Source organism: Shewanella sp. DNRA4, from assembly GCF_012843185.1.
GTDB lineage: Bacteria > Pseudomonadota > Gammaproteobacteria > Enterobacterales > Shewanellaceae > Shewanella > Shewanella xiamenensis.
This window is the reverse complement of sequence record NZ_JABAIP010000013.1, coordinates 79,945-93,339: the sequence shown is the minus strand read 5'-3', so window position 1 is coordinate 93,339 and position 13,395 is coordinate 79,945. Positions and strand designations below refer to the sequence as shown.

General features: G+C 47.8%; 12 protein-coding genes. 8 read left to right on the top strand and 4 right to left on the bottom strand.

Annotated elements, in window-relative coordinates; all coding sequences use genetic code 11:
* Window positions 1-373 precede the first annotated feature (373 nt).
* Window positions 374-2,185, top strand: a complete 1,812-nt coding sequence (typA, locus tag HG547_RS15075; RefSeq protein WP_011074056.1) for a translational GTPase TypA — start codon at window positions 374-376, stop codon at window positions 2,183-2,185.
* 83 nt (window positions 2,186-2,268) lie between these two features.
* On the opposite strand, the gene HG547_RS15070 is transcribed toward typA, so the two are convergent.
* On the bottom strand, window positions 2,269-3,297 hold the full coding sequence (locus tag HG547_RS15070; RefSeq protein ID WP_037423204.1) for a diguanylate cyclase: 1,029 nt from the start codon (window positions 3,295-3,297) through the stop codon (window positions 2,269-2,271).
* 375 nt (window positions 3,298-3,672) lie between these two features.
* On the opposite strand from HG547_RS15070, the gene katG reads away from it, so the two are divergent.
* A complete protein-coding gene (gene katG, locus HG547_RS15065; RefSeq protein WP_169548270.1) occupies window positions 3,673-5,859 on the top strand; it encodes a catalase/peroxidase HPI in 2,187 nt (728 codons plus the stop codon).
* An 85-nt stretch (window positions 5,860-5,944) separates the two neighbouring features.
* Here katG and HG547_RS15060 read toward each other — a convergent pair whose 3' ends face one another.
* The 3 genes from HG547_RS15060 to HG547_RS15050 form a co-directional block, all read right to left on the bottom strand.
* The gene (locus HG547_RS15060) at window positions 5,945-7,159 is read right to left on the bottom strand and encodes a 4Fe-4S binding protein (protein ID WP_169548269.1); all 1,215 of its coding nucleotides are present in this window, start codon (window positions 7,157-7,159) and stop codon (window positions 5,945-5,947) included.
* A 309-nt stretch (window positions 7,160-7,468) separates the two neighbouring features.
* A complete protein-coding gene (locus HG547_RS15055) occupies window positions 7,469-8,122 on the bottom strand; it encodes a DUF2959 domain-containing protein (protein ID WP_037423213.1) in 654 nt (217 codons plus the stop codon).
* 29 nt (window positions 8,123-8,151) lie between these two features.
* The gene (locus HG547_RS15050; protein WP_037423215.1) at window positions 8,152-8,373 is read right to left on the bottom strand and encodes a hypothetical protein; all 222 of its coding nucleotides are present in this window, start codon (window positions 8,371-8,373) and stop codon (window positions 8,152-8,154) included.
* A gap of 81 nt (window positions 8,374-8,454) precedes the next feature.
* Here HG547_RS15050 and HG547_RS15045 point away from each other — a divergent pair, with 81 nt between their 5' ends.
* The 6 genes from HG547_RS15045 (at window position 8,455) to HG547_RS15020 (ending at window position 13,386) form a co-directional block, all read left to right on the top strand.
* Entirely contained in the window at window positions 8,455-9,468 is a 1,014-nt protein-coding gene (locus HG547_RS15045; RefSeq protein ID WP_169548268.1) for a virulence factor BrkB family protein, read from the top strand.
* A gap of 45 nt (window positions 9,469-9,513) precedes the next feature.
* Window positions 9,514-10,470 (top strand): alpha/beta fold hydrolase, encoded by a 957-nt coding sequence (locus tag HG547_RS15040; RefSeq protein ID WP_211164671.1) that lies wholly within the window; start codon window positions 9,514-9,516, stop codon window positions 10,468-10,470.
* Window positions 10,467-11,069 (top strand): hypothetical protein, encoded by a 603-nt coding sequence (locus HG547_RS15035; RefSeq protein WP_144376057.1) that lies wholly within the window; start codon window positions 10,467-10,469, stop codon window positions 11,067-11,069. Before HG547_RS15040 ends, HG547_RS15035 begins: the two co-directional genes overlap by 4 nt.
* A gap of 15 nt (window positions 11,070-11,084) precedes the next feature.
* Window positions 11,085-11,522, top strand: coding sequence for a D-aminoacyl-tRNA deacylase (gene dtd / locus HG547_RS15030; protein ID WP_037423224.1), 438 nt, complete (start codon window positions 11,085-11,087; stop codon window positions 11,520-11,522).
* Between the two features lie 39 nt (window positions 11,523-11,561).
* Window positions 11,562-12,005: a thioesterase domain-containing protein gene (locus tag HG547_RS15025; RefSeq protein ID WP_169548267.1), complete on the top strand. Its 444-nt coding sequence runs from the start codon at window positions 11,562-11,564 to the stop codon at window positions 12,003-12,005.
* A gap of 160 nt (window positions 12,006-12,165) precedes the next feature.
* Window positions 12,166-13,386 (top strand): serine protease, encoded by a 1,221-nt coding sequence (locus HG547_RS15020; protein WP_037423230.1) that lies wholly within the window; start codon window positions 12,166-12,168, stop codon window positions 13,384-13,386.
* The last annotated feature ends 9 nt before the right edge of the window (window positions 13,387-13,395 follow it).

The window sequence follows — 13,395 nt, the reverse complement described above, 5'->3', positions numbered from 1 at the left end:
CTGATGTGTTTGGACGAAAAAACGGGTCTGCCGAATTGGGGTTATTCGCTATACTTATGGCGGCCTTAAGCGCATAGTCTGCTACGCCATTCCGGTGAAGAATAGTTATTTCAGCTGGTTAGTCGTACTGACGTCGAAATAATATGGCAAATTGCCTGCGCTGAAACGGTGCATTTGGGTTATTTGTCTTATCGCCATAACTGATTCGTTAGCATAGGCCCTAAAAAATAGTTTTATAAGTGTTCAAAAATAATCCTGTGCGATATGGCCGCTCTGGAGTAGAATGTCACGCTTTTTTATGGCGACTCAACGTAGATTGCTGTAACGAATATTGTAATATCCCTAATTTTGTTTGATGGTAAGAGGTTTATCCGTGCTAGAGAATTTACGTAACATCGCCATTATTGCACACGTTGACCATGGCAAAACGACCCTGGTAGACAAGTTGCTGTCGCAATCAGGAACCCTTGCAACCCGGGGAGAAGCTACTGAGCGGGTGATGGACTCCAACGATCTTGAGAAGGAGCGTGGAATCACGATTCTGGCAAAGAATACTGCCATCAAGTGGAACGATTATCGTATCAACATCGTTGATACCCCTGGCCACGCCGACTTCGGTGGTGAGGTTGAGCGTGTTCTGTCTATGGTTGACTCAGTATTGTTGCTGGTTGATGCCGTTGATGGTCCAATGCCACAAACTCGCTTCGTAACCAAAAAAGCGTTTGCCCAAGGCTTAAAGCCAATCGTTGTTATCAACAAGATTGACCGTCCAGGTGCTCGCCCTGATTGGGTTATCGACCAAGTATTCGACCTGTTCGATAACTTAGGTGCAACTGACGAACAATTAGATTTTCCAATCGTTTATGCTTCTGCATTAAACGGTTTTGCAACCTTAGATCCAGATGTTGTCAGCGAAGATATGACGCCACTGTTCCAGACTATCGTTGAAAAAGTGTCATCACCTGATGCTGATGCGGATGGTCCATTCCAGATGCAAATTTCTCAGCTCGATTACAACTCTTACGTGGGTGTTATCGGTGTGGGTCGCATTAACCGTGGTAGCATCAAGACTAACCAACAGGTGAGCGTGATCGGTGCCGACGGTAAAGTACGCAACGGTAAAATGGGCCAAGTATTAGGTTACATGGGCTTAGAGCGTACCGAAGTTGATGTAGCAAACGCGGGCGATATCGTGGCGATCACCGGTTTGGGTGAGCTTAAAATTTCGGACACAGTGTGCGCTGCTGGCAATGTAGAGGCGATGCCGCCTTTATCTGTTGACGAGCCAACGCTGACTATGACTTTCCAAGTTAACACTTCACCTTTTGCGGGTAAAGAAGGTAAGTACGTGACTTCACGTAACATTCTTGAGCGTCTGCAACAGGAATTAGTGCACAACGTGGCACTGCGTGTTGAAGAAACCGACAGCCCAGACCGTTTCGCGGTATCTGGCCGTGGTGAATTACACTTATCTATCCTGATCGAAAACATGCGTCGTGAAGGTTACGAATTAGCAGTTTCTCGCCCAGAGGTTATCTTAAAAACCATCGATGGTGAACTGTGTGAACCCTTTGAAACCCTGACCGTTGACGTTGAAGAAGAACATCAAGGGACAGTGATTGAGAAGCTGGGTATCCGTAAAGCTGAAATGAAAGACATGCAGCTTGACGGTAAAGGTCGCGTGCGCGTTGACTTTGTTATCCCAAGCCGTGGCTTAATCGGTTTCCAAACTGAGTTCTTAACAGCAACGTCAGGTACTGGTTTGATTTACCACTCATTCGATCACTACGGTCCACATAAAGGTGGCGACATTGGTCAACGCGCTAACGGCGTATTGATCTCTAACGCGACTGGTAAAGCATTGACCTTCGCACTGTTTGGTTTACAGGACCGTGGTCGTCTCTTTATCGGCCATGCGGCTGAAGTTTATGAAGGTCAAGTAGTGGGTATTCACGCTCGCTCTAACGATCTGACCGTAAACTGCTTGAAAGGTAAGCAGCTAACTAACATGCGTGCTTCTGGTACTGACGAAGCTCAAGTACTGACTACGCCAATCACCTTAACTCTTGAGCAAGCGCTTGAGTTTATTGATGATGACGAATTAGTTGAAGTAACACCTAAGAGCATCCGTGTTCGTAAGAAACACTTAACTGAAAACGACCGTAAGCGCGCTAGCCGCGGCTAATGGTGGTTGTGGTGGGCACGTAAAGTGACTGCCATACAGTGAATAAAGCCCTGCTAAGGCAACTTAGCGGGGCTTTTTAATGGCTATATTTCAGGTTCATGTACTGAGCGTATGCAGTTACGACCTGCGGACTTCGCCAAGTAAAGGGCAGTATCTGCTTGGTGGACTAATTCTAAGGCATTATGTTTATCTGAGGGGAGTAAACACGCGACCCCCACGCTGACCGTGACAATTCCTATGTCTGTTTTAATATGGGGTATAGCAAGCGATTGGATAAGTTGATGTACATGCTTGGCGGTGTCGAGTGCGCTTTGGTGATCCGTATTGGGGAGTAAAATAACAAATTCTTCGCCGCCATAGCGTGCAACCAATTCACCTGCCCGACGACCTGATTGAGATAAGCTGTTCGCCAGCATCTTTAGACAGTCATCTCCTGCGAGATGGCCATAAAAATCATTAAATAATTTAAAGTGGTCAATATCGAGCATGATAAGCGAGAGTGGCGTGTTGTTGCGTTGCCCACGACTCCATTCCTTTTGCAGCATTTGATCAAACAATCTACGGTTGCCAATATTGGTTAACCCATCGGTATTGCTGAGTTTTTCGAGTCTGTTGTTCGCTTCGGCAAGTTCATAGGTTCGCGCTTGTATAATGGACTCTAGCTCTCGATTGCGTTCTTCTAAACTCGTCATCGGGTAAATTTCGCCTTGTTTTGCTAAACCATAGGGAATGGATATTCCACTATGGACGATTTTCCAATCGTTGCTTTCTTGGCGAAAAATCAGCACTAACCTTGCGGTTTCTTGGCTGAGTATCGAGTCTGGAATAGGGAGGTGTATATGGAAAAACGCTGTAATAACAATAATATCTTCGGCAAGATCCTGTAGTGAAAGATCTAACACTTCAATATGGATCCGTTCGGGGACTTGGGCGAAGTCCTGACGGGTTATTTTTACCCATTCATCTTTACTGGTGACAAGAATATCGCTGCTACCTGCATAACCGCTAAAAGTATCGCTAAAGCGGGCTGTGAGTTTGTCATCCCGTGCAGCGTACATCTCAATATATTCATCAAAAAGTGACTGCATAAGTTGCAAGCGTCTCTGTCGCATAGATTCACCTCAAGTAAGAATATAAGCGTTTTATTGTTCTTATTTGAGATGAGTATTAGTGATAAAACCATCTTCCGTTCTGATTAAAATCAAGATAGTGATGTAAAAACCACCAATAGTGTGATCTGTGCCCGCTTTTTGAGCTAGGGTTTGCTGTTCTTGTTACAGTTACCTAGCTTTAGTGGCAGAAGTTTGAAATGTTGTCATTTTGCTTGTTTAGTATATAGACCGAATGGTGCATTAATCGTCATTTTGGAACCGTGCAGAAGGGATTAATGCAAACGATAAACGTTTTAGAAGACGTCCAAACCAGATTAGCCTAATGACGCCTTGTAGGGTCATTCCCTTCGTTAGCCATCAGTAAAGGAATATTCCATGGACAAGACTCAACACTCTCAAGGTAAATGCCCCGTGATGCATGGGGCAAATTCAGCCGTTGCCAGCAACAATATGGATTGGTGGCCTAAGGCACTTAATCTCGATATTTTGCATCAGCATGATAAGAAGACGGATCCCATGGATCCCAACTTTAATTACCGTGAAGCCTTTAAGACCCTTGATCTCGCTGCCGTGAAGCAGGACTTACATTCCCTTATGACCGATAGCCAAGATTGGTGGCCAGCCGATTGGGGGCATTATGGCGGCTTGATGATTCGCATGGCATGGCACTCTGCGGGAACCTATCGCATTGCCGATGGCCGTGGCGGTGCGGGGACGGGTAATCAACGCTTTGCCCCACTCAATAGCTGGCCCGATAACGCCAACCTTGATAAAGCCCGCCGTTTACTCTGGCCGATTAAGAAAAAATACGGCAACAAACTCTCATGGGCAGATTTGATGATCCTCGCGGGTAATGTGGCCTACGAGTCTATGGGCTTAAAAACCTTTGGATTTGCCGGCGGTCGAGAGGATATTTGGCACCCAGAGAAGGACATTTATTGGGGCTCTGAAAAACAATGGCTCGCGCCAAGTGATAATCCTAACAGCCGTTATTCGGGCGCGCGTGACCTTGAAAATCCCTTAGCCGCCGTAATGATGGGGCTGATTTATGTGAATCCTGAAGGGGTTGATGGTAAACCCGATCCACTGCGCACCGCTCAAGACGTGCGTGTCACTTTTGCACGGATGGCGATGAATGATGAAGAAACCGTGGCCTTAACCGCCGGTGGTCATACGGTGGGCAAATGCCATGGCAATGGTAAGGCACAGGATCTTGGCCCTGAACCCGAGGGCGAAGATCTTGAGGCGCAAGGGTTAGGCTGGCTCAACAAAAAAGGCCCAGGCACTGGCGCGAATACCGTGACTAGTGGTCTCGAAGGCGCTTGGACGACTCATCCCACTCAATGGGATAACGGTTATTTTCACCTACTGTTAAATTACGATTGGGAATTGAAAAAAAGCCCCGCAGGCGCCTCACAGTGGGAACCCATTAATATTAAAGAGGAAGATAAAGTCGTCTCTGTAGGCGATCCGAATCGCAAGTTTAACCCCATCATGACCGATGCGGATATGGCGATGAAAATGGACCCCGAGTATCGCAAAATCTCCGAGAAGTTTTATCAAGACCCCGCCTATTTCTCCGAGGTATTTGCCCGTGCTTGGTTTAAGTTAACTCACCGCGATCTGGGGCCTAAGAGCCGTTATTTAGGGCCAGAAGTGCCGAATGAGGATTTGCTTTGGCAAGACCCCATCCCAACCGTTGATTATCGTTTGGATGCCAGTGAGATTGTCGACCTGAAGGCGAAATTATTAGCCTCCGGACTCAGTGTTTCCGAATTGGTCGCAACCGCGTGGGACAGCGCGCGCACCTTCCGAGGCTCGGATTTCCGCGGTGGCGCCAATGGCGCACGGATCCGTTTAGCGCCACAAAAAGATTGGCAGGCCAACGAACCCGAGCGTTTGCAAAAAGTATTGCAGGTGTTGAGCGCGTTGCAGGCAAGCTTAAGCAAAAAGGTCAGTATTGCCGACTTGATTGTCCTCGGTGGCGCTGCAGCGATTGAAAAGGCCGCCCACGCTGCGGGAGTCAATATCACAGTACCTTTCATGCCTGGCCGTGGTGATGCCACGCAGGAAATGACCGATGTGGAATCCTTTGCCGTACTTGAGCCTTTGCACGATGCGTATCGTAACTGGCAGAAAAAGGATTATATAGTTCAGCCCGAGGAGATGATGCTCGATCGCACTCAACTTATGGGGTTAACCGCCCATGAGATGACAGTGTTGGTTGGGGGAATGCGGGTGTTGGGCACTAACTATGGCGGTACACGCCACGGCGTGTTTACCGACAAAGTGGGTGTGTTAACTAATGATTTCTTTCTGAATCTTACCGATATGGCCTACCACTGGAAGCCTGCGGGTACTAATTTGTATGAGATAGTCGAGCGTAAAACTGGCGCAGTGAAGTGGACCGCTACCCGTGTCGATCTGGTGTTTGGCTCTAACTCGATTTTGCGCTCCTATGCCGAGGTGTATGCGCAGGATGATGCCAAAGAGAAGTTTGTGCATGACTTTGTGGCCGCTTGGACTAAGGTAATGAATGCCGACAGGTTCGATTTGGCTTAGTCACTGGCACTCAAGCTTATCGTGACCATAAAAGGTGCAGCTTAGACTGCACCTTTTTTATGTCTCTTATCAACAAATCAGAGAGTTAATGACCCACTCGGTCAATCACTTGGATAAGTTCCATGCGGATAGCGTCCGGTGTTTGGCTATGCCAGAATCCCGCTAAATAAGCGCCGAGTGGCAGGAGGAAGAGCGCCAATAATAACAAGACTAACAATCCTTTATGGCTAACTCTGTGACCCGATTTAAGGCCAAAACCGAGTGCCGCCGATTTAGGGCAGGCCGCCACACAGCGCATACAGGCTTGGCATTCGTCGCTGCGAACCGTGGTTTTGGTATGCACTATGATGTTGGCTGGGCAGGCGCGGGTACATTTGTCGCACTTCATGCCCTTGGCTTCGATCAGGCAATGCTGAGTATCGCGGCGGATTTTAAGTGGGCTGGCAAAACTTAATAGTCCGAGCATGGCACCATAGGGACATAAATAACGGCAAAAACCTTGGCGACGCCATGCTGCTAAGATGAGAATTAAACCAAAGCAGGCCAAGGTGACAAGCCCTGGAGTAACAAAAAACAGCGCCATCTTAAGATCGGCAATTTTGTGGTAATTGCCTTGCAGATAATAGGGGATCGACTCGCTTGGCATGCCTATGACGATGTAAAAAAGCGCCAGCAGTAATAGATACTTAAGCATTCTAAGCGGCCAGTCTAGCCATGCGGGTGGCGCGAGTTCTGCTTTGATAAAACGTTTGCGCAAGGCGTAGAGATATTCCCCCGCTAATCCTAAGGGGCAGGCCCAGCCACAAAAGGCGCGTTTACAGAGTAGGCCAGTGAGTAGCACTGCGGCGAGCATCACTGCGGCGGCGGGATGGGTTTGGTCCCACAGGTTGAGCGTCAAAATAGCTTTTAGCTCAATCCCACCGGCGATGGGCAAAAAGGCATCGACAACATCAGGGCGCATTAACCAAGGCGTGACCCCTTGTTTGAGTTGGATAGCATTAATGCAGTATTGGATGGCGACTAAAAACAGTGAGAGTGCGAGCAGGTGTTGGCAACCTTCACGCAGGGCGTTGATTTTTATCTCGGCCTTATACTCCACCGGAGCAAACTTATGGGCAATAAGTGCAAGGGGCAAGGCAATGATTAGGGCGAGCGCCAAGGGCCAGTAGAGGCTAATCGCCACGGCGCCAACACTCAGGAGTAAGGTGGTTACTGCTCCCCATTTTTTACCGCTCCAATAGCTTAGGGAGGCGATATACATTAGGGCCAACATTAGGGTAAGGGATTCAATAAAGGTCATGTTAATACTGCAAATAGAATACACGTATTCAATCTGAGCAATCTTTTGTAGATAAGTTTATGAGCCTAAAGTGAATTTGTGCGTTAGATCCAATATTGATTGAATCATCACACTAAAGCGCGCCATCGCTCACAAAGCTAAAAATCTTAGCCTTGCACAAACGAAACTGGGAATGCAGGGAGGATAAAATCAACAGCAAACCGCCATCGCAGCTTGCCGAGGTGTTTAGAGGGTTAGAGCATCAGTGCTAAGCTGTTAATTCAGATTGGTTTGACGGAATTAACAGCCAGTTTGAGCAAGCTAAATGCCTTACCCTTTTGAGTTCTCAAGGGCCTCGATAAATCGAGTAGACTCATTGATAGATTTATTCATCTCTTTGATTAAGCCTGAGATATCTGTTTGTAAGCTGGCAAATTCACCTTTAATCGCGCCTATCGCCTGAGCATTTAAGTTATGCTTTAAATACAGCATATTGTCTTTCATGGCGGTGAGAATGGGCGGCATTTTAGATTCGGCGCGGCGCATGGTTTTAATCAACTGCTCGTAGGAACGGCGGGTTTCCTTGAGCTTAGTTTCACTGTTGCGGCGTAGGCTCGCTTTGCTGATCTCACCAATTTCCGTTTGCCACTCATCGAATAGCGCCTCGGCAACATCTTCGACTTTGTTGATGCGATTACTTACATCATCGGCGGCACTTTGGGCTGACTCGTATTCATCTTTAGCCTTGTTATAGGCTTTTTCGAGGTTGCCACCATTGTGGTTGAGTAGGGCTTGCATCTCCTCGAGTGCTGAGCTGAACTCTTTTTGCGCATCCTCTTGGGATTCTTTCGCGGCTTTCACTCTGTCGACCATAATGTCGCGCTTGTGGTAGCCCACTTTTTCCATGGCACCGTAATAGGCACTCTGGCAGCCGGTCAGCAATAGCGTTGCCGCTATCAGACTAGAGGTGATCAATCTTTTCATTGGGTATTCCGTCACTGAGTCAGATGAAGTTAGTCGGCTTTAAAACGCGCCGCATCGATAATGCTCCAGAGGTGAAAGATAGCACCAATTACCGCGGGCACAATTAACCACCAAAGGGCGTAGCCGACTACAGTGACTACGAAGAATAGCAATGCAGCCAAAATTCGCCCTTGTAGCAGTTGGCCTAGGCCGGGGAAAAACAGACTAGCGATTGCGGCGATAACATTGCCAGTGGATCCTTGTTGTGACATCAATTCACTCCTTAGACTTGTAAATTAAGTGTTTATTGTACGAAGATAACGAGTCTATACCAACAGAATCAAGAGAAACCCGTGACTAAGAAGATAGATCTGGCACAAATTCGAGTCTTACTCCTTGGGATTTGGCACTTCCTGCTTCATTTACGCCAGCGCCTAGTAGAAGATCAAATCAATATTCGTGCGGGCCACTTGGCCTATGTCACCCTATTATCGCTCGTTCCTATGGTGGCGGTGACTATGTCTATGCTGTCGGCGTTTCCTGTGTTTAAGGGGATCCGCGGCCAAATTGAAGCCTTCGTTTACGAGAATTTTTTACCCGCAGCGGGCGATACGGTACAAGTCTATATCAATGAATTTGTGGGGAATGCCTCTAAAGGCACAGCGGTAGGGATTGCGGCCTTAGTGGTGGTGGCGATTATGCTGATCTCCGCCATTGATAAGTCACTGAATAATATTTGGCGCACTAAGGAAAAACGTTCTGTGGTTGTGGCCTTTTCCATGTATTGGATGGTGATTACCTTAGGCCCTGTGCTGGTGGGCGCGAGCTTAGTGGCGACCTCCTACGTCGTGTCGCTAAAACTGTTTGAGGGTGATGCTTTATCTGGCGTGATGCCGCTGTTTATCGAGCGTTTGCCACTGTTATTTTCGGTGGCAGCATTTTTACTCTTGTATATGGTGGTGCCGAATCAAAAGGTGAAGTTTTGGCACGCGCTGTTGGGCGCTGTGGTGGCGGCGCTGCTATTCGAGTTGGGGAAAAAAGGCTTTGCCTTTTATGTGACTAAATTCCCGAGCTACGAAGCTATTTACGGCGCGTTGGCGACCATTCCAATCCTGTTTGTTTGGGTCTATTTATCTTGGATGATCGTGTTGCTGGGCGCCGAAATTACCGCGGCTATGCCCGAGTATTTGGACTATGAGTCCAGCAGCGATATCAATGAAACTAACCTCGAGGGTCAGCCTTTAGCGGTGCAGGATATACCCGCCGCGGAGCCCGAAACCACATCTGCCCAAGCAAGCCAAGTGCTTGAGGTGACTGGTGAACTCGCTGCAAACGCGCCTTCATCGACTACACTGGATAAGCCGTAGCTAAGTTATCATTCACCAAGACATTCAGCGAGCCTTATCCAGCCTATGATCACTGATGCCCATCCGCTTGCCCCTTTTATCCGCCGTGATTGGCTGATGATGGGCAATGGGCAGCAGTTGCACCTTGCTCAATATGGTAATCCGCAGGGTATCCCGCTGCTTTATCTGCATGGTGGTCCTGGCGCAGGCACTAGTGTGAGTGAGCTCAGTTTATTTAACCTAGAGCACTATTGGATTTTACTGCTAGATCAACGAGGTGCGGGGCAATCGCTGCCTGCTGGCGAGTTGGAACACAATCATTTAAATGGACTCATCAGCGATATTGAGGCGATTCGCATTCACTTAGGCATAGCGCGTTGGTGCTTAGCGGGTGGCTCATTTGGCGCCACCTTAGCCTTAATTTACAGTGGGTTATTTCCGCAGCGGGTAATAGCTCAAGTATTATGGGCGCTGTTTCTTCCATCAAAAGAAGGGATTGAATGGCTCTATGCGCCCTCGGGCGCAGCGCAGTTATATCCACAGGCTTACCGTGAATTTGCCGCGTCTTCTATTGGATTGGCGGATTTATTTACGCATTATCAGCTAGGATTTAACGCCCAAGATGAAGCAACTCGCCACGAATCTGCCCGCCGTTGGATCCAATGGGAATTAACCCTAGCGGGCGTACCAACAGGCCTACCTAAGCGGCTTGCGCCGCCGCTATTCGCCTTAGCTCAAATTGAGCTGCACTATGCGCAAAATGATTACTTCAATATGTTCAGTGTATTACAACGGGTGACATCTCAAGTCTCTGCGCGTACCCTGCTATTACAAGGCACGCAGGATGCCGTCTGTCCGGCACGCTTATTAGCCGCATTTGGGGCAAAAATCGATAACCCCAGGATACAAATCCACACTATTGTTGATGGCGGGCATTCGCTGAATAGTGAAATACTCTCACTTGCCGTCACACTCGAAATTCAAGCCATGTGGTCTTGGATAAAGCGACAGGAGTTTGCATGAAATTAGCTATGATTATTGCCGCCATTTTAGGATTAACGGCCTGCGCGGCCACCTCATCCTCAACCCCAGAACCTCAATCGTCATCTTTAGCTGTCGAGTCGACTGAGGCTCGCGCCCCTGTGGCGCCTAAAGTGGTGCAATTGGCTGGAATGACCAATGAGGTTGCTGCTGATGCTTTGTATCAGGCTTTCATCAATGCCAACTATTTAGCCACTAAAGTCGGGGCGGATAAGGTTGCGGTGCAATTTGGCAATAATGATTTTATGCTCGAACCCAGTATAAATGCTGCGGGGATTGACCGTATTCTGATGAACCGTTTTTATGCGGTGCATCCACAGTTGCAGGCCAGCCCCGAACTGCCTGCGGTGATTGGTGAGCTGAATGCCAAGCTCAATTTTGCTAAATTCGTGCTGCGTGAGCAGGGCGCAGTGATCCAAATCCAAGGCACTGTGACCTTTGCCGATAAGGTCGAAATCGAGGAGCTTCGCCGTTTTATGCTGTGGACCGATGGCGGCTTGGCAGAAATCGCTAAGTCCTTGCCGGAGGGAATTGAGCAGTATCTGCGCCCAATTCCTTTGATGCCTGTTGTAAAGTCTTAATTTAAAGGAAAAGTTGTGATCGCTTTAATTCAAAGAGTCAGCCGCGCCAGTGTGGTTGTAGATAATCAAACCATAGGTGCAATTGATAAGGGCTTGTTAGTTTTACTTGGGGTTGAGCGGGAAGATAACCGCGAGAAGATGGAAAAGCTAGCTACTAAAGTGATGAGTTATCGAGTGTTTTCTGACGAAAACGGCAAAATGAACCTCAATTTGACTCAAGCGGGAGGCTCGCTTTTAGTGGTATCCCAATTTACCTTGGCCGCTGATACTGAGCGTGGGCTAAGGCCGAGCTTTTCGGGTGCGGGCACACCAGAACAAGCGCTTGGCCTGTATGAAGAGTTTGTCGCCTTTTGCCGCGCCAAGGGCGTGACCACCGAAACAGGGCAATTTGCTGCTGATATGAAGGTTGAACTGGTCAACGATGGCCCAGTGACCTTCCATTTACAGGTTTAACCTACAGGACAGTGTGCCAACGGCAGTAAGGACATGCACATGGACGAATTATTAAACCAATTACGCCAGACCTGGCACCGCACGATACCTGTGAGTGAGTTTATGCAGATAGCGCCGCTGTCATTTTCTGATGGTGAATTGAGCGTGAGTGCGCCACTCGCGCCGAATATTAATCTGCATCACACCATGTTTGCGGGCAGCATTTATACCCTTATGACCCTCACAGGTTGGGGCATGGTATGGCTGCAACAGCAACTCCTCAATGTGGATGGCGACATAGTGTTAGCAGATGCCCATATCCGTTACTTAGCGCCCATTCGCAATCAACCTATTGCACGCGTGGTATGGCAGGATGCCAGTTTAGCGGGCTTATCTGCGGGGCGAAAAGCCAAAGTTCGACTTGTGGTAAAACTTTACTGTGAAGATCTGCTCTGCGCGGAGTTTTCTGGCCTATATATTAGTCTTCCAAGCGTTAAAAAATAGTTGCGACTATTTGATTTTTGTAAATTTTCATCGTTGATGTTGCCTTTAACTTGCAATAGAATCTTTGGCTTAATGCAACTTAAGTTGCATACGCCATGGTCCGTACGGTTATCACGTTTATGCTGTATGGCGCTATTTGCATTGATATTAAGGATAACCGATGCGATTTCTCTCCTGTGTGCTTATTGCTCTATTTTGTTTTCATCTCAGTGGTTGCGCCAATACCAAGTTAAATGCCAATAAATTACCAAAGGGTGTGGTGCTAAATAAAGCTATTACGCTCCCTGTGGATGTGAGTGTTGCTTATTATTTGCCCCATTCGCAGTTAAATAACCGTTTTTATTTAGAGAAATGGAATATTTGGGTCGATCCAGGAAAATCACTCAGTGATGGCGTGAAGGATGGTTTTGGTGCTTATTTTTCAAATGCTAAGTTATTAGACCGCACGCAAGCGAGTCAGTATGGATTGCTGATCGATATCGATCCTGAGTGGAAATTTGAGTCGGGTAAAGCAGAAATGATCATGAGCTATCGGGTATTTAATGGCTCCGATAAGCCCATTCGCGAAGGGCAAAAATCCTTTAAGGCAGATATTGGTTATTTAGGGGATGGTTTAGGCCTTTATAACGCCGCATTGCGTGCGACTCAATTAGTGATTGTCGATGTGCTAAACACGTTGACGCCTTCGGCCAGTTCCTACCCAGCGCAGTATGCAATGAAGGATGTCTCGGCGAATTTGCTGGCAAATATGCAAAAGCCAGTCAGTACAGGAACAGGTTTTTATATTAATCCTCAGGGGCAAATTGTCACTGCGGCCCATGTACTCAAAAATTGCATGGTGACACAGGTGAATGTTGGCGGTAAATCCTTTGATGCGGCCGTAGAGGCTAGCTCGACCTTATTGGATTTAGCGGTCGTGAGTACGGGGACGCCAGTGGAGCAATACTTACCATTGCGTAAAGGTACAGAGATTTTCTTGGGCGAGGCGATTACCAATGTTGGCTATCCCTTGCAGGGATTATTGGCGGCCTCTCCCAATTTAACGCGCGGAAATATCAGCTCACGCGAGGCATTAAAGGGGGCGGTGGGGCAATTCCAGTTTTCGGCACCGATCCAGCCCGGCTCAAGTGGTGGCCCAGTTGTCTCTGACGGTGGGGAGCTATTAGGTATTACCGTCAGTACTTTAAATGTGACGAGTCTACGTGAATCGGGTGCATTGCCGCAGAATGTTAACTTTGCCCTCGATGCAAAATATGCTGCCCGCTTTTTAGATAAGCACCGCATTAGTTATCAGTCGGTTGAACCCAATATGAAGGGCGATATTCGAACGGCAAATGCGGCGGCACTTGGTGCTGTTGTTCAACTAAATTGCTATCAATAAGGATGTTTC